Raw genomic sequence first — 24,891 nt, forward strand, 5'->3', positions numbered from 1 at the left:
GTAACTGAGTTCTTAGCATCATTTATGATGCATTCCATATTATTGACAAAGTTACGGATAAGTCACGTGATAAACAAGATTCGCACTCAACTAGTTCAAAATGCCGCATCAATTTTGCGATCTCCAGTCCAGTTATTGCCTAGAATAGTACAAAAAACAGTCTTATTAGAAGCAATGAAAAGTGTATTTAAGGAGTCTTTGGAAGATGGTGACTTTGAGTTCTTAGAAAACAAGTGGCTTAAAGTCTCAATAATAGATTTGGGGTTAAGTTGGCATATTAGCTATAAAAATGAGCAACTAGTTGTAGCTGATAAAGCCGTGACTGAAGATGTAAGCTTTAGCGGAAACCTGAACGATCTTGTGTTGATTGCTGGTCGTAAAGAAGACCCAGATACACTTTTCTTCCAACGTCGATTGTCTATTGAGGGCGATACTGAGCTCGGTTTAGAGATTAAAAACTTGATGGATAGCGTAGATTTAGATTTATTGCCGATTCCTATGAAAACTTTGTTAAATCAATTAGCTGATTTTGTGCAGAAGGGAGTACAATCCCCAGATACACAAAGTGAGGTAATGAATGCTTATTCGAACTGAAGCACCGGCAGATATACTTGTCATTGATCGTCTGTTGAAATCTGTTTTTGAAACAGATGCAGAAGCTAATTTGGTTATGAGCTTACGTGAGAATAGTCATTTAACGCTATCGCTGGTGGCTTGTTCTGATGAAGGCGAAGTGGTTGGTCACCTGATGTTTAGCCCTATCACTCTTGATGGCGACGATCATAACTGGCAGGGACTAGCGCCGCTTGCTGTGAAAGAAGAGTTCCGTAACCAAGGCATAGCTAAATCATTGGTTGAAGATGCTTTCTCTACTTTGATGGATTTCGGCTACCCAGCCTGTGTTGTGCTTGGTGATCCTGCTTATTACGGCCGCTTTGGTTTTAAGGCGGCGAGTGAGTTTGGACTGAGCTGTACTTGGGATGTGCCTAAAGGTGCTTTCCAAGCTATCGAGTTAGTTGAAGGTGTGCTTACTGGTCATTCCGGTGAAATTGCTTACAGTCCTGAGTTCAACGACTTATAAGCTGATTTACCACGTAATATGATGCAAACTGATTTAGTCTAAATAAAGGAGCTTGATGCTCCTTTATTTTTTGTTAGTATCAGCCCAGCTCTGATGAGCTCTTTTTAAGTTTGCTCTGATAAGCAACCAACATCAACCTAAGGTTATACCGCTAGATATGCCACAAACACACGCACAATACCTGCAAGAGATGGACATTAGCCAATGGGAGCTTAACCATCCAGAACGTTTGGCGGGTTATGAATCTGAATTGGTTCCGCTATCGAGCGACTGCAAGTTACTGTTAGTTTCGCCTGAAAAGCCTCAGGAAGACCTTGCCGTGATGTTTGAGCGTGTACTCAAAAGCATCAAGCTCGACTTATCTCAAGCCTTACATATTCAGCCTCTACATCTATCTTCTATCGAACTCGGTGATGTTGAATGGGTGTGGTTTGCGGGTTGTGAGTCTGCCCAAGAGCTGAAAGCAAAAACATTACAATCGCCATTACTGTCTGACATCAATGGTAATAACCAACACCGCCGCGACTTATGGCAACAAATTTGTGCTTATGACTAATCAATTTTTACCCACTTCAGAACAACACCTAGACGCCATTTGGCAGATAGAGCAGGCCGCGCATTCTCATCCTTGGTCTGAAACGATGATTCGAGACCTCGAAAGCCGAGGTGCTTGCCACCATGTACTTGAAGTCGATGGACAAGTGGTTGGGTATTTCTTCGCGCAGAATATCGTTGGTGAAGTCACGCTACTTAATATTGCTGTCGACCCAAGCCAACAAGGCAAAGGGTATGGGAAAGCGTTAACCGAACATTTCCTTGATATGTGCGAACAAGCTGACGCTGAAAGTGCTTGGCTGGAAGTTCGCGAAAGTAATGTGAATGCGTTTAATCTTTACGAGAAGGCTGGCTTTAATGAAGTTGACCGTCGTCGTAACTATTACCCAACCAAGCAAGGCAACGAAGATGCGATCATTATGAGCTATCTTTTTATGGCCTTTAGCTAGTCATGCTACGTCTTTTAGCCGACTAGATAACTAACCACAGAATTAGCCACAAAATAGGGTGTAAACTGACTCTTTAGAAAGTGACACGCTTTCTGTATAATCCGCACACAGAATTCAAGGGCAAGTATTATCTACTTGCCCTTTTTACGCTTTAGATCAGCAAAGGGCGACTATGTCTTTCCAACAAGAAGTGAGCAAACGTAGAACGTTTGCTATTATCTCTCACCCGGATGCGGGTAAAACCACGATTACTGAAAAAGTTCTTTTATTCGGAAACGCGATTCAGAAAGCGGGTACCGTAAAAGGCCGTGGCTCTAACCAGCACGCTAAATCTGACTGGATGGAGATGGAAAAAGAACGTGGTATCTCGGTAACTACGTCGGTAATGCAATTCCCATACAATGATTGCCTAGTAAACCTACTTGATACTCCAGGGCACGAAGATTTCTCGGAAGATACGTACCGTACACTGACTGCGGTTGACTCTTGTTTGATGGTTATCGATGCTGCGAAAGGTGTCGAAGACCGTACTCGTAAACTCATGGAAGTCACTCGTCTGCGTGATACGCCAATCGTTACCTTTATGAACAAACTTGACCGTGACGTTCGTGACCCAATGGAAGTGCTTGATGAAGTGGAAAGCGAGCTAGGTATGGCTTGTTCTCCAATCTCTTGGCCAATTGGTTGTGGTAAAGAGTTCAAAGGTGTTTACCACATTCACCGTGATGAAACGATCTTGTACGAATCTGGCCACGGTCATGAGATCCAAGAAGTACGTATCATTAAAGGTCTAGATAACCCCGAGCTCAATGAAGCGGTAGGTGATGATCTGGCGGAAAGCGTACGCGAAGAGCTAGAGCTTGTTATCGGTGCGTGCCCTGAGTTTGATCATGAGTTGTTCCTTGCTGGTGAACTGACGCCTGTTTACTTCGGTACTGCTCTGGGTAACTTTGGTGTTGACCACATGCTAGATGGCTTAACTGAGTGGGCTCCAGGCCCTCAAACTCGTAAAGCGAACGAGCGTGATGTTGTTGCGACAGAAGAGAAGTTTTCTGGTTTCGTCTTTAAGATCCAAGCAAACATGGATCCTAAACACCGTGACCGTATCGCATTTATGCGTATCGTATCGGGTACTTACAACCAAGGTATGAAAATGAATCATGTTCGTACTGGTAAGAACGTAAGTATCTCTGATGCGGTAACCTTCATGGCGGGAGACCGTGCGCGTGCTGAGAAAGCGTATGCTGGAGACATTATCGGCCTACATAACCACGGTACAATCCAGATTGGTGACACCTTTACGCAAGGTGAAAGCTTAAAGTTCGCTGGTATTCCAAACTTTGCGCCAGAACTATTTCGTCGTATTCGTCTACGTGACCCATTGAAGCAGAAGCAGCTTCTAAAAGGCCTAGTTCAGCTTTCAGAAGAGGGCGCAGTACAAGTATTCCGTCCTATGCAGAACAACGACCTGATCGTTGGTGCGGTTGGTGTCCTTCAGTTTGACGTAGTTGTAGCGCGCTTGAAAGCGGAATACAACGTAGAAGCTATCTATGAGGGCATTAACGTTGCAACCGCTCGTTGGGTTGAGTGTGACGACGATAAGAAACTGGAAGAATTCAAGCGTAAGAACCAATCTAATCTAGCGTTAGATGGTGGTGATAACCTATCTTACATTGCACCAACGATGGTGAACTTGAACCTAGCTTCTGAACGTTTCCCTGACGTTCAATTCCGAGCGACGCGCGAACACTAATTTCTCCGCGATCTATTCGAGTTAAACAAAAACGTCTATTGTTCTGCAGTAGGCGTTTTTTAATGCGTTTTATTTAAGGTTTAAAGGTTGAGGTTAGAGGTAGTTATGTTGGGTTGGATAAAAGTTTGGATTAAGAAATACGATAAGTGGTGCGAGGAGCTTGGCTTAACGCCAGAGAATAAGCGCAGCTGTGTGGCCTATCGCCGTGACCCTCAAGGACAACATGCAGAGATTAGGAAAGATGACAAAGGAATTAAGTAGTTTTCCGTTGTTTGACACTCATTGCCACGCGGACTTTGATACCTTTAAGCAAGGTGTTGCGCTTGATAAAGGTATTGACGGTTACGTCAAAGAAGCGAAACAAGCACACGTCGAGAAGCTACTCATTCCTTCTATTGGCCAGAGTAACTGGAGGAAGCTTGATAAAATCACTCAAGCTCATCCTAATGTTTATTACGCTTTAGGCTTCCATCCTTACTTCTTGGACCAAGCTGATGACAATCAGTTTTCAGAGCTTCGCCAGTTGCTTTCTTTAAGGTCAAATCAATGTGTTGCGATAGGAGAGTGCGGACTCGACTTTTTTGTGGATGTTGATCGAGAGAAACAAGAGCGCTTTTTCATTCAGCAAATTGAGCTTGCTAAGGAGTTCGAGTTGCCTTTAATTATCCACGAGAGAAAGTCTTACAACCGATTAATTGAACTATTGAAGCAACAAAGGTTCACTTTAGGTGGGGTAATTCATGGCTTTTCAGGGAGTGAACAGCAAGCTTTGGCGTGGATTAAGCTCGGTTTCTATATTGGTGTTGGTGGAACGATTACTTACCCAAGAGCACAAAAAACGCGCACAACCATCGCAAAACTGCCTCTAGAATATTTGGTGTTGGAAACCGATGCTCCGGACATGCCAACGTATGGTAATCAAGGAGGTGTTAATCATTCCAAACAGTTAGTTACGATATCAAATGCGCTTTTTTTGATCAGAAAAGAATCAAGGCAATCGATTGCAGCGCAAGTTTGGGAAAATAGCCATCTTGCATTCGGTATACGTGAATAAAATCGAAGGTTTTTGTTTATCGTTTGCGCGAATTACACTTATATCGTGATTGGTCTCACATTTGTGTGTGAATGGTACATAAATCTTATACGAAAGTGTGAGGGCGGCATTACTTTATTAGTGGTCGCATGAGTATAATTGCCTCCGCTTTATAGCCCCATTTTGTAACACGCCAATAAATAACTAATAAGGAAGTCATAAACTATGAGCCTGTTTATGAGCCTCGTCGGAATGGTTGCACTGATTGCAATCGCAGTACTACTATCTGACAACCGCAAAGCTATTAATCTAAGAACCGTGGGTGGCGCTTTCGCTATCCAATTCGCACTTGGTGCATTCGTACTTTACATCCCTTGGGGTCGTGATCTACTTGCAGGTTTCTCTGCTGGTGTAGCAAACGTGATCGACTATGGTAAAGACGGTACTGGTTTCCTATTCGGCAGCCTAGTTAACTTCTCAGTTGACGGTATCGGTTTCATCTTTGCTTTCCAAGTTCTACCGACTCTGATTTTCTTCTCTGCACTTATCTCTGTACTTTACTACATTGGTATAATGCAAGTTGTAATCAAAGTGCTTGGTGGTGGTCTTCAGAAAGCTCTAGGTACTTCTCGCGCCGAGTCTATGTCTGCAGCAGCAAACATCTTCGTTGGTCAAACTGAAGCACCTTTAGTTGTTCGTCCATTTGTTCCTAAAATGACTAACTCTGAACTATTCGCAGTAATGTGTGGTGGTTTGGCTTCTGTAGCTGGTGGTGTACTAGCAGGTTACGCATCTATGGGTGTACCTCTAGAGTACCTTGTTGCAGCGTCATTTATGGCAGCACCTGGTGGTCTACTATTCGCTAAAATCATCAAGCCAGAAACAGACACACCAGACGATACCATCGCTGATGATATTGACGGTGGTGATGACAAACCTGCGAATGTTATCGACGCAGCAGCAGGTGGTGCATCAGTTGGCCTACAACTAGCACTTAACGTTGGTGCTATGCTACTAGCATTCATCGGTCTGATTGCTCTAATCAACGGTATGCTAGGTGGCATCGGTGGTTGGTTCGGTATGGAAAATCTAACCCTAGAACTTCTTCTAGGTTGGATCTTTGCACCGCTAGCATTCATCATCGGTGTTCCATGGGAAGAAGCAACCATCGCTGGTTCTTTCATTGGTCAGAAAACGGTTGTTAACGAATTCGTTGCATACCTAAACTTCGTACCATACGTTGGTGAGAACGCGCAAGTTGTTGCAGCAACTGGTCAAGTGATGTCTGAGAAGACTCAAGCTATCATCGCATTCGCACTATGTGGTTTCGCAAACCTTTCTTCAATTGCGATTCTTCTAGGTGGTCTAGGTGGTATTGCACCAAGCCGTCGCCACGACATCGCACGTATGGGTGTTAAAGCGGTAATTGCTGGTACTCTATCTAACCTGATGGCAGCAACAATTGCTGGCTTCTTCCTGTCTTTCTAATTAGTTAGAAATCGATATATAGACGCCATCATAATATCGCCCCGTAGCAAGAAATTGCTGCGGGGCTTTTTTGTTTTTAGGCCTAGTAATTTTGAGTACTAGCATGAGTGAATGCTTGGTGTCTAAAATGGGTCTAGAATGTTTTTTTGAGATACAAACCGTTTGCGTTCTAAGGAGCACTACAATTTATTGATGGATACCTATAATGTATAAGCTTAAGGGATAGGATGTCTCTTGTTGGCAAGAAAGTAACCGCGAGATCGATTCTAGCGTTATTCTTTTGGGATTTAGCCAAACTTAGCGATACGCTATAGATGTTAGACACAACATGACTGATTTGTTGTGCCATAGACCAAACTGGTACTGTGCGGTGACAAGGATTGCAATTGATAACGAAAGTTGTCAAGTCTTCAGGGAACCAAGTCCGTTCATTTGTGGCTACTGAGCATGACTAAAATATCCATCTATACTGGGTGGATGGCAAAGTAGTTAACTATTTGAATATATTGATCGGAGATAGAAATGAGCGATTTAAAAGCAGCAGCTCTACGTGCACTTAAACTTATGGACCTAACAACGTTGAATGATGACGATACTACTGAGAAAGTAGTGGCGCTTTGTCATGATGCGAAGACTGCAGTAGGCAACACAGCTGCAATCTGTATTTACCCTCGCTTTATCCCAGCCGCTAAGAAAGCGTTGCGTGAGCAAGGTACTCCAGAAGTACGCATTGCGACTGTAACTAACTTCCCTCATGGTAATGACGACATCGAAATTGCTGTTGCAGAAACAAAAGCAGCGGTAGCGTATGGCGCAGACGAAGTTGACGTAGTATTCCCATACCGTGCTCTTATTGCTGGCAACGAAGAAGTTGGTTTTGAGCTAGTTAAGCAATGTAAAGCCGCTTGTGGTGACATCACGCTTAAAGTGATCATCGAAACCGGTGAGCTGAAAGAAGAAGCACTGATCAAGAAAGCTTCTCAAATCTGTATCGAAGCGGGTGCAGACTTCATCAAAACTTCAACAGGTAAAGTGCCAGTAAATGCGACTCCAGAGTTCGCGCGCATGATGCTTGAAGTTATTCGTGATATGGGCGTTGCTAAAACAGTGGGTTTCAAACCTGCTGGTGGCGTACGTACAGCTGAAGATGCAGCACTATACCTAGCAATGGCTGATGAGCTACTAGGCGCTGAGTGGGCAGACAACATGCACTACCGTTTTGGTGCGTCAAGCCTACTAACTAACCTTCTTAATACATTAGAAGTGACAGACGAAACTGCGGATCCAGCAGCATACTAATTTACTCGTCATATTTGACGCCGCAGCGTTGTTGCCTGCGCAAGTTCCTCCTAATCACATAGAGCTTCTATGCTCATAGGAATGAACTTGCTGGCCGCCTAACTGCAACGCCAAATATTTAGAGTATTGATAACAATTAAGTCTGTTTGATGGAGTGGCGTTAAGTCACTCCATATTACCTCTTTCCCTACAAACCATACTCACTAGAGTTTGGGAGGCACTAATGTATCTACCTCAAGAAATTATTCGCAGAAAACGTGACGGTGAAGTCCTAACAGCTGAAGAAATTAACTTCTTCATTCAAGGTGTCGCTAAGAACACGGTTTCTGAAGGACAAATTGCAGCATTCGCAATGGCTATCTTCTTTAACGAAATGACAATGCCAGAGCGTATCGCATTAACGTGTGCAATGCGTGATTCAGGCATGGTGATTGACTGGAGCCACATGAACTTTGATGGCCCAATCGTTGATAAACACTCTACTGGTGGTGTTGGTGACGTAACTTCTCTGATGCTTGGCCCTATGGTGGCAGCATGTGGCGGTTTCGTTCCAATGATCTCTGGTCGTGGTTTAGGCCACACAGGCGGTACGCTAGACAAACTAGAGTCTATCCCTGGTTATAACATTACACCCACCAACGATGTGTTTGGCGAAGTCACTAAAGATGCTGGCGTAGCGATCATCGGTCAAACAGGCGATCTAGCACCTGCAGACAAGCGTGTTTACGCGACCCGTGATATCACAGCAACCGTAGACAATATCTCGCTCATCACAGCTTCAATCCTATCTAAGAAACTGGCTGCAGGCCTTGATTCTCTAGTGATGGATGTAAAAGTGGGTTCAGGCGCATTCATGCCAACGTATGAGGCCTCTGAAGAGCTAGCGAAATCTATCGTTGCAGTAGCAAACGGTGCAGGCACGAAAACAACAGCAATCCTAACGGACATGAACCAAGTTTTGGCTTCTTCAGCGGGTAACGCAGTAGAAGTGCGTGAAGCGGTTCAGTTCCTAACGGGTGAATACCGTAACCCACGTTTGTTGGAAATTACGGTGGCATCGTGTGCGGAAATGTTGGTATTAGGTAACCTTGCAAAAGACTCAGACGAAGCGCGTGAAAAATTGATGGCAGTGCTGGATAACGGTAAAGCAGCAGAGTGTTTCGGTAAGATGGTTGCGGGCCTTGGTGGTCCAGCAGATTTCGTAGAAAACTACGATAACTACCTAGAGAAAGCAGAAATTATTAAGCCAGTGTATGCGCTAGAAAGCGGTGTGGTATCAGCAATGGATACTCGTGCAATTGGTATGGCTGTGGTTGGTATGGGCGGTGGTCGCCGTGTAGCAACAGACAGTATTGATTACGCAGTTGGTTTTGAACACTTCATTCGCCTTGGTGAAGTAGCAAGTGAAGATAAACCATTAGCAATGATTCATGCTCGCAACGAACAACAGTGGCAAGAAGCTGCAACGGCATTACAAAATGCAATCACTGTGGGTGGAGAATATACAGCAACGCCAGACGTTTACCGTAAGATTCGTTCTGAAGACGTGTAAATAACAGGTATCGGCATACCTAGTGTATGTCGATAAACAGAGTTCTGGTGCAAAGAGCATTAAGTTGGTGAAGAAAATGAAAAGAGCATTTATTTTAGTTTTAGATTCATTCGGTATCGGTGAAGCAGCGGATGCAGACAAATTCGGTGATGTTGGTTCTGACACTATGGGTCACATCGCAGATCATTGTGATAAAGGTCTTGCAAACACTGCAGATCGTCAAGGTCCTCTGACGTTACCAAACCTGTCTAAGTTAGGTTTAGCCATGGCTCACAAAGAGTCTACAGGTCGCTTCGCTCCAGGTATGGATGCAGACGTTGAAATCATTGGCGCTTACGGCCACGCTGCTGAGCTGTCTTCTGGTAAAGATACGCCATCAGGTCACTGGGAGATCGCTGGTGTACCGGTACTGTTTGACTGGGGTTACTTCACTGATAAAGAGAACAGCTTTCCAAAAGAGCTGACTGACCGCATCCTTGAGCGTGCAGGTTTGTCTGGTTTCTTGGGTAACTGCCACTCATCAGGCACTGAAATCCTAGATAACCTAGGTGAAGAACACATGAAGACTGGCCTACCAATCTTCTATACTTCAGCGGACTCTGTTTTCCAGATCGCTTGTCATGAAGAGACATTCGGCCTACAAAACCTATTAGACCTTTGTCAGATTGCTCGTGAAGAGCTAGAAGACTACAACATCGGCCGTGTTATCGCGCGTCCGTTCGTTGGCCCTGGCAAAGGTCAATTTGAGCGTACTGGTAACCGTCGTGACCTTTCTGTTGAGCCACCTGCAGCAACTATCCTGCAGAAACTTGCTGATGAGAAGGGCGGTAACGTTCACTCAATCGGTAAGATCTCTGATATCTACGCAGGTTGTGGTATCACTCAGAAAACCAAAGCGACAGGTATTCCTGCGCTATTTGAAGCAACCAAAGAAGCGATCAATGAAGCGGGCGACAACACGATTGTGTTCACTAACTTTGTTGACTTCGACTCTGCTTACGGCCACCGCCGTGATGTTGCGGGTTACGCAGCGGCACTTGAGTACTTCGATGGTCGCATCAATGAAATCATCGATATGATGAAAGAAGATGATGTACTAATCTTAACTGCAGACCACGGTTGTGATCCGACATGGCCAGGCACAGACCATACTCGTGAGCACATCCCTGTGATTGTTTACGGTCAAAAGGTTCCAGCTGGCTCTCTAGGCCGTCGTGATACGTTCGCTGATATCGGTCAAAGCTTAGCGTCATACTTTGGTACATCGCCAATGGGATACGGTACAAGCTTCCTATAATAGTTAACTAAGAGAGAGGGGAACCTCTCTCTTCTTTTTTGTTGTTTTGAGATTAAGGATATTTTCAATGGCTACTCCACATATTAATGCTGAAATGGGTGATTTCGCTGACGTAGTTCTCATGCCAGGTGACCCGCTACGTGCTAAATACATCGCTGAAACCTTCCTAGAAGAAGTCGTTCAAGTGTGCGACGTTCGTAATATGTTTGGTTACACCGGTACCTACAAAGGTCGTAAGGTTTCGGTAATGGGACATGGTATGGGCATTCCATCTTGTTCTATTTACGCGACTGAGCTGATTAAAGACTTTGGTGTGAAGAAGATCATTCGTGTCGGTAGTTGTGGCGCAGTGAGTGAAGATATCAAAGTGCGCGATGTGGTTATTGGCATGGGCGCATGTACTGACTCAAAAGTGAACCGTATTCGCTTTAAAGGTCACGACTTCGCAGCTATCGCAGACTACAAAATGGTACGTGCGGCAGAGGATGCAGCCAAAGCGCGTGGTGTTGATGCCAAAGTCGGAAACTTATTCTCTGCTGAGCTGTTCTACACGCCAGATCCTGAAATGTTCGAGGTGATGGATAAATACGGCATTGTCGGCGTAGAGATGGAAGCGGCAGGCATCTATGGTGTGTGTGCGGAATACGGCGCAAAAGCTCTAACGATTTGTACTGTGTCAGATCACATTAAAACGGGTGAGCAAACCACATCAGATGAGCGTCAAACAACTTTCAACGACATGATGGTTATCGCACTAGAGTCTGTACTTCTTGGTGACCAAGAGTAATCGTTCTTCGCTTTAGCTTGATAAAGCAGCAGATAACTAAAAGCCCCGTTGCTGCCTGAGCGTCGGGGCTTTTTATTGGATTACTGTATTTATTCTGAGTCTAATTTGTTTATGAGCTTACGTTTTTAAGCAGTAAATTCTCACCAGACTTGGTCGGTCTTCTACGAATCAGCATGATAAACAACACACCACTGACAAAACCCATTAAGACCATACCAATCATGTAGCGATCACTTTTACGGTAGTGGTGATCAGAAATCGCCGTCATTTTACCAGTTTCGAAGGTTACACGAATAAAGCCAATGATCGTATGTTCTGCAGAATAAATAGGTTCGACTAATTGCTGTCTGCCAATACTGGCAGTTGAAAGTGGCGTGTCTAAACCAAGAACCTCACGTACAGAGAGTGCTTTTTCGCTCGAAGCCAGCCGGATCCCTTCTGCATCATAGATGGTGGTATCAAATACCAGTCGGTCTTGAGAGAGCTGGTTAGTCAGCTCAAGCAGTCGTTCTTGGTCTTGTTGTAGGATCATCTTGCTAGCGGAAAGTGATGCCTGAGAGATCAGCAGCTTAGTTAACGTCTCTAGCTGTTTTACTTGGATTTTCTCATTACCTTTACTGATCACGACCGTGTTTTTTATCGTTACAACGAACATCGCAGCCAGCAAAATTAGCGCTAGCATTCGTAAAGCGTTACGTATTGAGAACAATGATTCATTCATGTTTCACGGAGCCTGAAATAAACAAATGTTATGATTAAGACATATTGAGACTTGCGTTTTCAAATTGCAATAGGTTAACGTTTAGCATAGTTAATTAGGAATCATACACATGGATGCTCAGAAATATCTGCCGATTAAAAGGCATACGACATTATTAACTCGACTCCCCGAGACCCGCTTTGCTTCTCAACTCGCTAAGGCTAAAGCGAATTGGATTGTGTTCGGTGAGTACCTTTCACCACAATCTTTTGATGACATCGACTTTTTCACTGGCACTTACAACACCATCCTTGATACGTGGAAGGTTGGGCATTATGAAGTGGCTTTGATGTCTGGTAATTTAACCCCAGCACACGAAGAGATCCTACAAGCATTAAAGCTCGATTATGCTTGTCTTAGTGAGGTCCCAGATTTATCGAAGCCGGGTTTGATTGTGATGGATATGGATTCCACCGCAATTCAGATTGAATGCATTGATGAAATTGCGAAGCTAGCTGGAGTGGGGGAGTTAGTTTCTGAAATCACCGAGCGTGCGATGCAAGGAGAACTGGATTTTGAACAGAGCTTACGCCAGCGAGTAGGAGCACTTAAAGGGGCTGATGAAGCTATCTTGGAGCAAGTGCGTCAATCACTGAGATTCATGCCTGATTTAGTCTCTCTTGTTAATACTCTGAATAAACTTGGCTGGAAGACGGCTATTGCATCTGGCGGCTTTACTTACTTTTCGGATTATTTGAAAGACACGCTAGACCTTGACCATGCTCAATCGAACACTTTAGAAATCGTTAAAGGCAAGCTGACGGGTAAAGTTTTGGGTGATGTGGTTTCAGCGCAAACCAAAGCCGACATCTTAGTTGAACTGGCTGAAGAGTATGAGCTTGAATTGCATAATACGGTTGCAGTTGGTGATGGCGCGAATGACTTGGTTATGATGAATTCAGCGGGTCTCGGTATTGCCTACCATGCGAAACCTAAAGTTGAGCAACAAGCTCAAACAGCAGTGCGCTACGCAGGGTTAGGCGGGGTACTTTGTATCTTGTCGGGTGTATTAGCTAAGCAGCAAAAGATAAGTTGGCAGGCGAAACCTTAAGGTTGTCTCTTGATAAAGCTCTATTAGTAACTAATTTATAATAGAGCTCAGGTATAAAAAAGCAGGTGATGAGCTTGCTTTTTCTATTTTCAAATCCGGTAAATTCATGATTCGATAAATCGATACCGCTATTTACGACATGTTTATTTAGCGCGTCAGCTCCAATCGAATCAACACTTCATCGGTAATATCTTCTACTTCGCCATAACCAATAAAAGCGGTGACCTCGTTCTCCAATTTCTTTGCTTGATGCATGCTAATTCTTGAGAGCTCTTCTAAATCCGATTGGAACAAACTCGTCAGCGGATTAAAGATTGGAGCGGTCGTTACTCTTAGCACGTACACATCACCTAAATGCTGTGCCTTTTTAATGAATAAGATCCTTTCTTTTGCTGAAGCGAAGTCTTTGATCAATTTAGTATGTACTGATTGTATTTTGTCACCAAACTTAACTGCGGCAATGTAGACATCATGGTGTTTAGGCTTTGCACCTTCAATTCTTTTCAGTGGCTCAGCCAATAGCGAGTTAGAGTGTCCTTTGAAAATAGGTTCGAGTGAGAACTTTTGGTTGTGTCCTAGTTTGGCGAGTAGCGCGAGATGCTTATTCAATGGAAAGTTTACACCAATGATCTTACAGCGCAGCGTTGAGCCAGGTTTATCAATGAATATTGGGCTGCTGACCATTTTGCTAAGCAATATATTGTGCAACGATTCGAGGAGTGAATGCGTTGGTAGTATTTCTTGTTTCTTAATTAGCTTACTCTGGTTCTGATCAATAAGCCCATTGAGAAAGGCGATAGTACGCATTGTTTTAGCGCTCTCTTCGATAACTAATTGTACTTTGCGACCGTTCGGGCTTACTCGAATTACGTGATAAGGGACAATGCTTAGAGGCAAGTTTTTGTCGTAAAGCTGTAGCTCATTGAAGTTGACCAATACCGGATCATCAATCTTGAGTACCATCGGTTGTTCAAGAGTAATGCTGAGTCCACGTTTCGATATGTCTAAGGTTTGCCCGCTCGCTGTAACGCCATCTTGTGATGTGAGTTGCAACGGTGACTTAAATTGGTATCTCGGCTCTTTACGACGAGTTTGGGAATCAAAGTAGATGCTTTTAATATTCCCAACCACGGTACGTGGGTGGCGGAATCGATTCAGCTCACTGCTTGGAATCCGTGGTTTTTCACTCAATAGATAGTCAGCAGCACTTTCGTGATCGCCTATTTCCTGCAAAATGCCGCAATGGGTCAATTGCGCAGAGCTTTGAGCTAGCGTATCTGAATGCTTGGCCAAGGCTTGTCGCTCGCTATCTGATAGTTCGAAAACAGAAAATTTGAATGCCTTCCAACTCTTACGTTTCCCTCCGATGTGCCAGAACAGTTGTCTTTGTTCACGAGAAGCTTCCGGTAGCATCATCGAGTAGAACAAGGTCTTATTCTGATGTTCGTGGGTAAATGAGTAGATGACGTTACTTGTACCTTTCACACCAGGTTTAGCTAGTAAGTTCATGCGTTGTTCGTTGAACAAGGTCCCCAGAGCTTGCTGGTTCCTTTCGTCGTGCCAATATTGCCATAGCGGGTGGTTGTTGTCCGTGAGTAGGGTGAGCTTTAACTCACTGCCACTGAAGAACAGAGGAAGATTACAGGTGTGCTTTAGATAAGTGTGTTCAATCCCACGAGTACGAGTTCGAATAACCCTGTCTTGATTCTCATGGCTGGTTTTCTTACTGGTGCTATTTAAAGACTCTTCAAGTAAGCGAGCCACAATATTGGTATCGCTTACTTTGATCGTTCTCAAAAATTTGACGGCATCGTTCTCGTAAGACTCATCAATGCCAAGAACTCGAAATTCAACGGTTTGGTTAACATCGATTTCTTGCGACTTTTCAACCATCTCTGTGAACTTAACACTGATGATCTCACCGAGATTGTATTTAAAGGCGCTTGGCACCTTGAACTTGGCACCCGATGGGGAGATATCTACCGTTACCCCATGTAAGCTTTGCCCCTTAGAGGTGGTGATTTCAACCTGTGAGCTGATTTTTAGTCTGTTTTCTTGGCGTTTTAAGTCATAGCCTAGATTTATGGCCTCGGCTTCATATGGACTATTAGCATTGGTGATATCATGGTGATCTTGAGAGGCGGTTTTAACAGCACTGTGGTGTTGCTGGGTCCGTGGTGTCATCACTAATTCCCACGTACCCTCGGTATAGCCTTTAAATTTTTTAGTACCACGCTGGTACGCGTTTAAGGCAATGTCATCGAGCCAGTGTTTGCGACCGTCTAGAGTAAATTGACGACACTCGTTATCAATCCTCCCGCGTAAATCAATGCTCTTTGTACACGGAGCCATGATACGATTCAGTTCCATTTTAACAAGCAGTTTGAGAGACGGAGATTCGCCTTCTGTCATTTGAGAAAGAAGGAATTCGAAATCTTCGGCGTGGTAAGCCGGGATAAGTCGTTCTGCTACAGATAGAATTTCAGATTGCTTCATACTTTTCTTGTTAGAATGGACGGTGCGTTATTGTTATCGACAAGTTGTATTTGATCTTTAGATATTCATGGCTCTACTGCAACGTTTATTTTTATGTGTACGGTCAACGGGGTCACAAAATAGCAACATTGACCAGTTGCCAAGCTAATTATTGAGGTTTTATGGCTAAAGCAAAACGAGCTTATGTGTGTAATGACTGTGGTGCTGACTTTCCACGTTGGCAGGGGCAGTGCAATGCATGTGGTGCTTGGAACACGATTACAGAAGTTAGGTTAGCCGCTTCACCTCAGGTAGTGCGTAATGAAAGGTTATCTGGCTACGCGGGTGGGGCTACAGAATCGAGCGTTCAGACATTATCGGAAATTAACCTGCAAGAAGTCCCTCGTTTTAGCAGTGGCTTCAAAGAGCTTGACCGTGTGCTAGGCGGCGGTGTCGTGCCTGGTGCTGCTATCCTGATTGGCGGTAACCCTGGTGCAGGTAAATCAACACTGCTGCTGCAAACCATGTGTCAGCTCTCTTCTCAGTTACCTACTCTCTATGTGACAGGTGAAGAATCATTGCAACAAGTAGCAATGCGAGCTTCTCGACTTGGTTTACCGAAAGAGCATCTCAAAATGCTGTCTGAAACGAACGTGGATAAGATCTGTCAGGTTGCGGAAAAAGAACAGCCAAAGATCATGGTCATCGACTCAATCCAAGTTATGCATGTCGCTGATGTTCAGTCATCACCAGGCAGTGTTGCTCAGGTTCGCGAGTCAGCAACCGCATTAACACGTTACGCAAAACAGAATAACGTTGCGGTATTCTTAGTTGGACACGTAACGAAAGACGGTACGCTGGCGGGGCCAAAAGTACTTGAACACATTATTGACTGTTCTGTTCTTCTGGATGGTGGGACAGATAGCCGTTTTAGAACATTGCGCAGCCACAAAAACCGTTTTGGTGCGGTGAATGAGCTGGGGGTGTTTGCCATGACAGGTCAAGGGTTAAAAGAAGTCAGCAACCCATCTGCTATATTCTTGTCTCGTGGTGAAGAAGAAACCTCGGGCAGTTCAGTGATGGTTGTATGGGAGGGGACTCGTCCGCTTCTTGTTGAAATCCAAGCTCTGGTCGACTATTCACAGCTGGCTAACCCGCGCCGTGTCGCTGTCGGCTTAGAGCAAAACAGACTTTCACTGTTATTGGCGGTGCTGCATAAACATGGCGGCTTACAAATGGCTGATCAAGATGTGTTTGTGAATGTCGTCGGTGGTGTTAAAGTAACCGAAACCAGTGCTGATCTTGCGTTGGTGATGGCACTACTATCTAGTTTCAGAGACCGAGCATTACCCAAAGATGTGGTGGTATTTGGTGAAGTAGGCCTAGCTGGTGAGATTCGACCTGTACCGAGCGGGCAAGAACGTTTAAATGAAGCATTCAAACACGGCTTTAAGAAAGCGATTGTACCGGCGGCTAATATGCCTAAAGGTGGCATTCCAGGAATGCAGATCCACGGTGTGAAAAAGTTATCAGAGGCAATTAATGCTTTTGATGAGTTGTAATTGAACTCACTTCAGCTACTCTATACAGCAGCAATTCAGTCTAATCTTAAAGCCGATTGAACTTTGGGTTAGCACTATAAATAACAATCACTTAGATTGTTACTACTTGAGTGCCTTTTTCTATATGTTAGAAAAAGGCAAAGTTTTTTAGACCCAAATGCATGCAAAGCTATCAGTCTTCACAGATTGTGATATACTCTGCGCGCATTTTATATCCTATTAACAGAGTAAGACAATGGCAGATTTATCGAAATACAGAAACATTGGTATTTTCGCGCACGTTGATGCGGGTAAAACAACTACCACTGAGCGTATCCTTAAGCTAACTGGTCAAATCCACAAATCTGGTGAGACACATGATGGCGAATCAACTACTGACTTCATGGAACAGGAAGCTGAGCGCGGTATTACTATCCAATCAGCAGCTGTAAGCTGTTTTTGGAACGATCACCGTCTAAACGTTATCGATACTCCTGGACACGTTGACTTTACAGTTGAAGTATACCGTTCTCTTAAAGTACTTGATGGCGGTATCGGTGTATTCTGTGGTTCTGGTGGTGTTGAACCTCAATCAGAAACTAACTGGCGCTACGCTAACGAATCAGGTGTATCTCGTCTGATCTTCGTTAACAAACTAGACCGTATGGGTGCAGATTTCTACAACGTTGTTGACCAAGTTAAAAACGTTCTAGGTGCAACTCCTCTAGTTATGGTTCTACCAATCGGTCGTGAAGACGAATTCGTTGGTGTTGTAGACCTACTAAGCCGTAAAGCATACGTTTGGGATGACACTGGTCTTCCTGAAAACTACGAAATAAAAGATGTTCCTGCGGACATGGTAGATGACGTAGAACAATACCGTGAAGAGCTAATCGAAACTGCTGTAGAGCAAGACGATGACCTAATGGAAGCTTACATGGAAGGTGAAGAGCCTTCTATCGAAGACGTTAAGCGTTGTATCCGTAAAGGTACTCGTGACCTAGCATTCTTCCCAACTTTCTGTGGTTCTGCATTCAAAAACAAGGGCGTACAAATCGTTCTTGACGCTGTTGTAGATTACCTACCTTCTCCAACTGAAGTTGATCCTCAACCTCTAATGGACGAAGAAGGCGAAGAAACTGGCGAGCACGCTATCGTTTCTACAAGCGAGACATTTAAAGCGCTTGCATTCAAAATCATGGATGACCGCTTCGGTGCCCTAACTTTCGTTCGTATTTACTCTGGTAAATTGAACAAAGGTGACACTATTCTTAATGCCTTTACTGGTAAAACTGAGCGTGTTGGCCGTATGGTTGAGATGCAAGCTGATGACCGTAACGAACTAACTAGCGCACAAGCTGGTGACATCATTGCGATCGTTGGTATGAAGAACGTGCAAACTGGTCACACTCTATGTGATCCTAAGCACCCAGTAACGCTTGAGCCTATGGTATTCCCAACTCCAGTAATCTCAATCGCTGTATCTCCAAAAGATAAAGGCGGTTCTGAGAAAATGGGTATCGCGATCGGTAAAATGGTTGCAGAAGATCCATCTTTCCAAGTTGAGACTGACGAAGAGACTGGCGAAACTATCCTGAAAGGTATGGGTGAACTTCACCTAGACATCAAGGTAGATATCCTTAAGCGTACATACGGCGTTGACCTAACTGTAGGTGCTCCTCAAGTTGCTTACCGTGAAACTATCACTCAAGCAATTGAAGATAGCTACACGCACAAGAAGCAATCTGGTGGTTCTGGTCAATTCGGTAAGATCGATTACCGTATCAAACCAGGCGAAGCTGGTTCTGGCTTCTCATTCAAGTCTTCTGTTGTGGGCGGTAACGTTCCTAAAGAATTCTGGCCAGCAGTTGAGAAAGGCTTTGCATCTATGATGGAAAACGGCGTACTAGCTGGCTTCCCTACTCTAGACGTTGAAGTTGAACTTTTCGATGGTGGTTTCCACGCAGTCGATTCATCTGCAATCGCATTTGAAATCGCAGCGAAAGGCGCATTCCGTCAATCTATGCCTAAAGCTGGTGCGCAACTTCTTGAGCCTATCATGAACGTTGACGTGTTCACTCCAGACGATCACGTTGGTGATGTTATCGGTGACCTTAACCGTCGTCGTGGCATGATCAAAGATCAACAAGCTGGCGTTACTGGTGTTCGTATTAAAGCTGACGTCCCTCTTTCTGAGATGTTCGGCTACATCGGTCACCTACGTACTATCACTTCTGGTCGTGGCCAATTCTCTATGGAATTCGCACAATACGCACCATGTCCAACTAACGTTGCTGACGAAGTGATTGCAAAAGTTAAAGCAGAAAAAGAAGCTGGTAAGTAATTAGCCCTTTTCTCAATTAGTTAAAAAAGCCCCGCAAGTGAAAGCTTGCGGGGCTTTTTATTGCTTGTAACATACTGCGAGATGCGAGATGCGAGATGCGAGATGCGAGATGCGAGATGCGAGATGTGATGTGCCCCCTAAAAAGTAGACACAGGGGTTGTCCCGTATTTAATCAACACGGGACAGATAAAGAAGGGAGAGACTAACGCTTTAAGTCGATGTAAATTTGCTCTACTTTGGTACGAGCCCAATCTGTTTTACGCAAAAACTTTAAGCTCGATTTAATACTCGGGTCTTTTTTAAAGCAGTTGATGTTCACCATGTAACTCAACTCTTCCCAACCGTAATGTTCAACCAGTTCAGTCAGTAGCTTTTGTAGAGTGATACCGTGAAGTGGATTATTGTCTTGTGTCATGAGATGTTCTCGCCATTTATTTGAGCTAAGTATACCAGTTTCGCTTTATGAATTATCCGACCATTTGAGTTCGTAATCGGAGTGGATAATCGAAAGCTCTTCTCTACCTGTATTACCAAATAATCTAACCTGAGCCTGCATCCACTCTTCGAAACGTTTTATTTTTTCTCGATGAAAGTAACCAGGAGGCGCGCACAAAAAGTAATTGTATTTGGGCTTGAGCGCAATGTTACCAATTCTTACTAACTTCTTTTCTTGCAAATAACGATACACTAAGCTGTGTTTAACAAGCGCGACACCTTGAACGGATAGCGCACCTTCTAACACAAAATGAGAGCCATCAAATTGCAATGATGTGCGGCCAGCTTTTACCCCTACGACTTGTAACCAGAGATTCCAATCCATATCAGGCCAACGGTCTTCAATAAGTTCTGCTTTATGCAGATCGTCGATGTCATAGATACCGTGTTTCTCTTGATAGATAGGGTGACAAACAGGGTAAATGACCTCGTCCATCAACCAGCGTGATTCGATGTTTGGGTAGTCTCCATGACCATATCGAACGCAGACATCAATATTAGAATCTTCAAAGGTTACTAACTTGTTGGTCGGTTCGATCAGCATAGATAAATCTGGATGACGCTCGCGAAAATCGCCAATTCGAGGCACTAACCAATGTTGTGCAAAAGAGGGCACGGTAGAAATTGATAATTGAGTGGGGTTAGGGTCTTGGTTGATTCGTCTTACACCATCTTGAATATGAGCAAAGCCTTTCTTCGCTTGTAGATAGAGTACTTCGCCTTCATGGGTTAATACTATTTTTCGGTGTTGGCGAATAAACAGATCTGCGCCTAACCACTCTTCAAGTTGGCGAATTTGTTGGCTGACTGCTGCTGCCGTGACAAATAGCTTTTGTGCGGCGAGTTTAAAACTGCCTGTTTCTGCCGCCGTGTAAAAGTAATAGATCCCTTGAAATGGTGGGGTTCGCTCTCTCACATTAGTTTTCCTTAACTGAATGCCAGTATCTATCGTTTGTCGCTAGTGCGCTATTAGCCGATTATTGACCACGACAAAGCGGAAAATCAATAGGAGAGTTGCAATGAACACAATAACAGAGATATCAACTACTCATCATTCATTCTTATCATCGTTTCCAGTTAAGAAATTCTATTCTAAGTTTAAGGTGTATCTTCAGAATCGTAGAACGAGAAAACACTTATCTGAACTGTCGGATCATTTACTTGAAGATGTTGGTATTACCCAAAGTCAGGCTAACGAAGAGCTGAGAAAACCGTTTTGGAAGTGAGCTAGATTAGCACTTAGGATAGGTTTAATAATTGTAATCTGAGCGGAATAATGAAGGGAGCCGTAATGGCTCCCTTTCTATTTTGGTTACTCTTCCCAAACTACCAATTTATCTTTCGGCCAGTTATGTCCGACTTCGTGGTACTTTTGTTCAAGTATATGTCGCTTTATTTTGAGAGTAGGGGTAAGTACACCATTATCGATGCTCCAAGGTTCCTTAATCATCAGTACACCCTTGATCTTCTCGTGTGAACCGAGCTGCTCATTCATTTTCTCGATAACGCGCTTTGTCGTGCTCTCATAGCGAGCTCTATCGAAATTAGGGAAGTCATGCGGTACCACAAGTAGGATAGGACCTGGTAAGCCTAAGCCTATCAAACACATCATTTCTACGCGGCTATACTCAAAGAGTTTATTCTCGATAGGGACGGGAGCAACAAATTTACCTTTAGCGGTTTTAAAGGTATCTTTCTTACGTCCACGAATCGTTAGGTAGCCTTCGCTATCAATATCGCCAATATCTCCAGTATGGAGCCAACCTTCTGAATTGAAAGATTCTTGGGTCGCAATATCATTCTTGTAGTAGCCACTGAATAGGCCCTTGCCTCGAACAAGAATCTCTTCGTCTTCCGCTATTTTGAGTTCGATCCCTGGACCTGCATTACCAACCGTACCAATTTTATCGGCTCTGAATGGGTAGTTGAGCGTGCTGTAGGCGAAAGACTCTGTCATGCCCCATGCCTCGGTAATGTGCAAGCCAACACTCTCATACCATGCCAGTAGAGCGGGTGATACCGGAGCTGAGCCACATCCAAGAACACGGGCTTGGTCTAACCCTAAACCATCAGCAAGCTTCTTCTTGATGATGTTATTGATAAACGGAATCTTAAGTAAGAAGTTCAGTTTCTTCTGCGGCAATTTGTCTTGGATTCGCTGCTGGAACAGCGTCCATAAACGAGGAACTGAAATAAACAGAGTAGGACGATGCATTTTCACATCATCAATAAACGTGTCTAAAGACTCTGGGAAAGCCGTGACTACGCCACCCATCACTGAAGAACCAAAGATGTAAACGCGCTCTGTAATATGGGCAAGCGGTAGGTAAGAAAACAGGCGATCGCCAGGTTGGATTCCAATATGGTCAATCAACCTTTGAACAGACCAAGTAAACGCGCCGTACGTGAGCATTGCGCCTTTTGGTAGCCCTGATGTACCCGATGTATAAACAAGTGACATCAGCTTATCATCGTGATGCTGAGGGCGTTTGGTTGATGGTTCATGTTTATCGATGAGTTCTTCAAAAGTATGATGACATTTTGCTGCACTGTCGTAAGGAAGCGAGATGCTTATCAGGCTTGGGTTGTCATCTAATACTTTTTGCGTTGCAGTAGCATCGTCGAGTTTACCCGCAATCACAATCTTACTTTCGCTGTGTTCAATACAGTATTGAATCGTATCGGCACCAGCCGTTGGGAAAATAGGGACGCTAACAAAGTCCCCCAACATCATGGCAAGATCGCAGATAAACCACTCTGCACAGTTTTTAGAAACCAGAGCTACTCGGTCACCAGGTTTGGCGCCAAGAGCTTCTAGTGCAGAAGCAAGTTTGAGTGCTTTATCGGCCACTTCTTTATAAGTGAACTCCACAAACTGGCGATTAATTATTTGTTTTAAATAGACCTCATCTGGGCGTTCTTCTGCCCATTTTAAAATCATATCATTGGGTGTAGGGAGAGCTGTTGCTTGTTCTTGGCTAAACTCGTTAGGCTGAATCATTGTCTAACTCCATGTTTTTCGCTAAGTTATTTTTTGTTAAAATCATGTTAAATGTACCATGTTTTTTTATTTTTGAGAGTAAAATTAGCGTTTTCTGTTATCCATGCACGTGCGCCTGTAACTTGCCGGTGTTACTCCGGTCCTTTTCTTAAAAATTCTCGAGAAGTACGAGACATCCTTGTATCCACATTGATAGGCAATTACCGCAATTTTCGACTCGGTATCCGCCTTAATCAACTTTTTAGCTAGTAGAATTCTTTTGTCACAAACAAAGTCTCTAAAGCTTACCCCAAAGTGTAGATGAAACTTTTTCGAAAAGTAGGTTGTTGAACAATGGCACTTCTCGGCGATCTCCGTTTCTCTGATTTCTTTGTTTATGTTATCCATCACATAGTTAACAACCTCAGAAGTAAACAATTTGGTAGGCAGTTGATTGTTGTTATTTATGTCTCTGTCGAAATCGAAGTGAGGTTCGAAGATATGCTGTGTTTTACGCTTAAGTTCTTCGAATGTACTGGTCAGATGATTACTGTTTGTTTCGATAGTGAAAAATATATTCTTATGATTTCGAACGATATTAGGTAACTGGTCCGAGCAAATAATGACTATTCGCTTGTTCAAGTTTTCACAAATAGACAATGCCATTGTAAGTAGTTGAAGTTTATCCGGTCTATTCAAGATGAAAAATACCAGTCTGACATCTAAGTTACTGATTATAGATATATCTTGCTTATAATTTTCAATGGGGAAGTAGTGATTTATTTTATTGATAATAACAGAATTAAATTCACTGTCTTTATCTGATAATAAAGGTGTTACTACTTTCATATAAATACCAACTCTGTTTCATATTAAACTTCGAGTTTAAAAATAGATAAATTAAGATGCATAATAATTAGATTAGAAGTACCACAAAAAAGTGCAAGTAAATGGCAAGAAAATCCTAACCTAATATATTGTTCACTTCTAGATTTAGTTTACAGGTAAACAAAGCCTGATACGTAAATCAAGGAGAGGTTCTCATGGATAAGTTTTTGAATAATTGTAAAGAATTCATGAAAGATGAAGAAGGGTTGACCGTTGTCGAATATGTGATAGGAGCAGCATTGTTGGTTCTCGCTATAACAACCGTATTTACAAATCTAGGCACACAACTTGCAGCCAAACTGAATACTATTATTGGAAGTATTGGTAATGGTACTCCATAGCTTCGGACGGCTTCGCTATGAATAGTACAAGTATGAAAAAGCAAGCAGGGTTGACAGTTGTTGAGTACGTGATGGGCGCTGCCTTGCTTGCTCTTTTCATTGGATTCGTTTTTTCTGGAATGGCAACAGCCTTACTTAGTAAATTCCAGAGTATTGTATCGAGTGTATAAATAGAAAATATGATTAATGAACCTTCTGCTTTCTGGATGTTATTAATTGCAGTTTCGGTATACGATGTTGAGAAACATCGTATACCAAACAAAATATTGATACTGTTTTTGTTCGTGTACTTTTTATCAATGTTTAACCGTAATTACACCTTTGATGTTTTTCTCATGTCCTTAGTTGGATTCGTGGCGTTTTTTTGTTTTGGATTACTCTTATATTTCGTAAGAGCTATGTCAGCAGGAGATGTGAAGCTATTAGGTATTGTGGGTATGTATCTCGGGTGGGGACAATTACTTGATGCGTCGTACTTTATCTTACTTTCTGCTGGAGTGATCGGGAGTTTCTATCTGCTATATAACTTTGCCAATTCGAGTAATTTCACTGTTAAAGGTTATTTTGAAAACAAGTTGATTGCGCTTGGTGGAGTCGCTCCTGTAATAGATAAAAGCGGGAGTTTGCATGCTAGGTATTCAAATAAGGTGACGATGCCTTTTGCACCCTCTGTTGTTATGGGATTGGCGATGTATAGCTACTTTACTTAAACCTGTTGTTGG

25 protein-coding genes are annotated in these 24,891 nt (G+C 43.4%); 19 read left to right on the plus strand and 6 right to left on the minus strand.

Going from position 1 to position 24,891, the window contains the following annotated elements; translation table 11 throughout:
• Positions 1-66 precede the first annotated feature (66 nt).
• The 12 genes from ubiT to deoD all read left to right on the plus strand — a co-directional run bounded on the left by ubiT (position 67) and on the right by deoD (position 11,294).
• On the plus strand, positions 67-594 hold the full coding sequence (gene ubiT / locus WR49_RS05625; protein WP_029627023.1) for a ubiquinone anaerobic biosynthesis accessory factor UbiT: 528 nt from the start codon (positions 67-69) through the stop codon (positions 592-594).
• Positions 578-1,081 carry a GNAT family N-acetyltransferase gene (locus WR49_RS05630; protein ID WP_046223354.1) on the plus strand — a complete coding sequence of 168 codons (504 nt, stop codon included), beginning with the start codon at positions 578-580 and terminating at the stop codon, positions 1,079-1,081. The genes ubiT and WR49_RS05630 overlap by 17 nt, the downstream gene beginning before the upstream one ends.
• A gap of 157 nt (positions 1,082-1,238) precedes the next feature.
• Positions 1,239-1,637: a DNA polymerase III subunit psi gene (locus WR49_RS05635; protein ID WP_046223355.1), complete on the plus strand. Its 399-nt coding sequence runs from the start codon at positions 1,239-1,241 to the stop codon at positions 1,635-1,637.
• A complete protein-coding gene (gene rimI / locus WR49_RS05640; RefSeq protein WP_017056683.1) occupies positions 1,630-2,085 on the plus strand; it encodes a ribosomal protein S18-alanine N-acetyltransferase in 456 nt (151 codons plus the stop codon). Before WR49_RS05635 ends, rimI begins: the two co-directional genes overlap by 8 nt.
• A gap of 172 nt (positions 2,086-2,257) precedes the next feature.
• A complete protein-coding gene (gene prfC / locus WR49_RS05645; protein WP_046223356.1) occupies positions 2,258-3,838 on the plus strand; it encodes a peptide chain release factor 3 in 1,581 nt (526 codons plus the stop codon).
• A 105-nt stretch (positions 3,839-3,943) separates the two neighbouring features.
• Positions 3,944-4,099 (plus strand): DUF5363 family protein, encoded by a 156-nt coding sequence (locus tag WR49_RS21435; protein WP_161752728.1) that lies wholly within the window; start codon positions 3,944-3,946, stop codon positions 4,097-4,099.
• Positions 4,080-4,892, plus strand: a complete 813-nt coding sequence (locus WR49_RS05650; protein ID WP_046223357.1) for a TatD family hydrolase — start codon at positions 4,080-4,082, stop codon at positions 4,890-4,892. The genes WR49_RS21435 and WR49_RS05650 overlap by 20 nt, the downstream gene beginning before the upstream one ends.
• A 204-nt stretch (positions 4,893-5,096) precedes the next feature.
• On the plus strand, positions 5,097-6,359 hold the full coding sequence (locus WR49_RS05655; protein ID WP_046223358.1) for a NupC/NupG family nucleoside CNT transporter: 1,263 nt from the start codon (positions 5,097-5,099) through the stop codon (positions 6,357-6,359).
• 522 nt (positions 6,360-6,881) lie between these two features.
• Positions 6,882-7,658 (plus strand): deoxyribose-phosphate aldolase, encoded by a 777-nt coding sequence (deoC, locus tag WR49_RS05660; protein ID WP_017056688.1) that lies wholly within the window; start codon positions 6,882-6,884, stop codon positions 7,656-7,658.
• A 223-nt stretch (positions 7,659-7,881) separates the two neighbouring features.
• Complete coding sequence (gene deoA, locus WR49_RS05665; RefSeq protein WP_017056689.1) at positions 7,882-9,210, plus strand: thymidine phosphorylase; 1,329 nt, start codon at positions 7,882-7,884, stop codon at positions 9,208-9,210.
• A gap of 76 nt (positions 9,211-9,286) precedes the next feature.
• Complete coding sequence (locus WR49_RS05670) at positions 9,287-10,507, plus strand: phosphopentomutase (protein WP_046223359.1); 1,221 nt, start codon at positions 9,287-9,289, stop codon at positions 10,505-10,507.
• Between the two features lie 67 nt (positions 10,508-10,574).
• Positions 10,575-11,294 (plus strand): purine-nucleoside phosphorylase, encoded by a 720-nt coding sequence (gene deoD / locus WR49_RS05675; RefSeq protein WP_046223360.1) that lies wholly within the window; start codon positions 10,575-10,577, stop codon positions 11,292-11,294.
• Positions 11,295-11,403: 109 nt separating this feature from the next.
• Here the strand turns inward: deoD and WR49_RS05680 are convergent, their stop codons facing one another.
• On the minus strand, positions 11,404-12,015 hold the full coding sequence (locus WR49_RS05680) for a YtjB family periplasmic protein (RefSeq protein WP_032547914.1): 612 nt from the start codon (positions 12,013-12,015) through the stop codon (positions 11,404-11,406).
• Positions 12,016-12,124: 109 nt separating this feature from the next.
• Between WR49_RS05680 and serB the strand changes: the two genes are divergently transcribed.
• Positions 12,125-13,105 carry a phosphoserine phosphatase gene (serB, locus tag WR49_RS05685; protein WP_017056693.1) on the plus strand — a complete coding sequence of 327 codons (981 nt, stop codon included), beginning with the start codon at positions 12,125-12,127 and terminating at the stop codon, positions 13,103-13,105.
• A gap of 147 nt (positions 13,106-13,252) precedes the next feature.
• On the opposite strand, the gene WR49_RS05690 is transcribed toward serB, so the two are convergent.
• On the minus strand, positions 13,253-15,601 hold the full coding sequence (locus tag WR49_RS05690; RefSeq protein ID WP_046223361.1) for a PilZ domain-containing protein: 2,349 nt from the start codon (positions 15,599-15,601) through the stop codon (positions 13,253-13,255).
• A 161-nt stretch (positions 15,602-15,762) separates the two neighbouring features.
• Between WR49_RS05690 and radA the strand changes: the two genes are divergently transcribed.
• Together radA and fusA are read left to right on the plus strand one after the other, a co-directional pair.
• Positions 15,763-17,142 (plus strand): DNA repair protein RadA, encoded by a 1,380-nt coding sequence (gene radA / locus WR49_RS05695; protein WP_046223362.1) that lies wholly within the window; start codon positions 15,763-15,765, stop codon positions 17,140-17,142.
• Between the two features lie 235 nt (positions 17,143-17,377).
• Positions 17,378-19,465, plus strand: a complete 2,088-nt coding sequence (gene fusA, locus WR49_RS05700; RefSeq protein ID WP_017056696.1) for an elongation factor G — start codon at positions 17,378-17,380, stop codon at positions 19,463-19,465.
• Between the two features lie 202 nt (positions 19,466-19,667).
• Here fusA and WR49_RS05705 read toward each other — a convergent pair whose 3' ends face one another.
• Together WR49_RS05705 and WR49_RS05710 are read right to left on the minus strand one after the other, a co-directional pair.
• On the minus strand, positions 19,668-19,880 hold the full coding sequence (locus WR49_RS05705) for a VF530 family DNA-binding protein (RefSeq protein ID WP_012604684.1): 213 nt from the start codon (positions 19,878-19,880) through the stop codon (positions 19,668-19,670).
• Positions 19,881-19,925: 45 nt separating this feature from the next.
• Positions 19,926-20,876 carry a LysR substrate-binding domain-containing protein gene (locus WR49_RS05710; RefSeq protein WP_046223363.1) on the minus strand — a complete coding sequence of 317 codons (951 nt, stop codon included), beginning with the start codon at positions 20,874-20,876 and terminating at the stop codon, positions 19,926-19,928.
• A 103-nt stretch (positions 20,877-20,979) separates the two neighbouring features.
• Between WR49_RS05710 and WR49_RS05715 the strand changes: the two genes are divergently transcribed.
• Complete coding sequence (locus tag WR49_RS05715) at positions 20,980-21,186, plus strand: DUF1127 domain-containing protein (protein ID WP_017056698.1); 207 nt, start codon at positions 20,980-20,982, stop codon at positions 21,184-21,186.
• Positions 21,187-21,272: 86 nt separating this feature from the next.
• Here WR49_RS05715 and WR49_RS05720 read toward each other — a convergent pair whose 3' ends face one another.
• Positions 21,273-22,961, minus strand: a complete 1,689-nt coding sequence (locus WR49_RS05720) for an AMP-binding protein (RefSeq protein ID WP_046223364.1) — start codon at positions 22,959-22,961, stop codon at positions 21,273-21,275.
• 84 nt (positions 22,962-23,045) lie between these two features.
• Positions 23,046-23,789, minus strand: coding sequence for a helix-turn-helix domain-containing protein (locus WR49_RS05725; RefSeq protein WP_046223365.1), 744 nt, complete (start codon positions 23,787-23,789; stop codon positions 23,046-23,048).
• Between the two features lie 194 nt (positions 23,790-23,983).
• Between WR49_RS05725 and WR49_RS05730 the strand changes: the two genes are divergently transcribed.
• From WR49_RS05730 to WR49_RS05735, 3 genes are read left to right on the plus strand one after another with little or no spacing between them, the layout of a single operon-like run.
• Entirely contained in the window at positions 23,984-24,169 is a 186-nt protein-coding gene (locus WR49_RS05730) for a Flp family type IVb pilin (RefSeq protein WP_046223366.1), read from the plus strand.
• Between the two features lie 32 nt (positions 24,170-24,201).
• Positions 24,202-24,339, plus strand: a complete 138-nt coding sequence (locus tag WR49_RS21440) for a hypothetical protein (RefSeq protein WP_197078520.1) — start codon at positions 24,202-24,204, stop codon at positions 24,337-24,339.
• A 9-nt stretch (positions 24,340-24,348) separates the two neighbouring features.
• Positions 24,349-24,879: an A24 family peptidase gene (locus WR49_RS05735; RefSeq protein WP_046223367.1), complete on the plus strand. Its 531-nt coding sequence runs from the start codon at positions 24,349-24,351 to the stop codon at positions 24,877-24,879.
• The last annotated feature ends 12 nt before the right edge of the window (positions 24,880-24,891 follow it).

This window comes from Vibrio sp. ECSMB14106, assembly GCF_000972265.1.
Lineage (GTDB): Bacteria > Pseudomonadota > Gammaproteobacteria > Enterobacterales > Vibrionaceae > Vibrio > Vibrio kanaloae.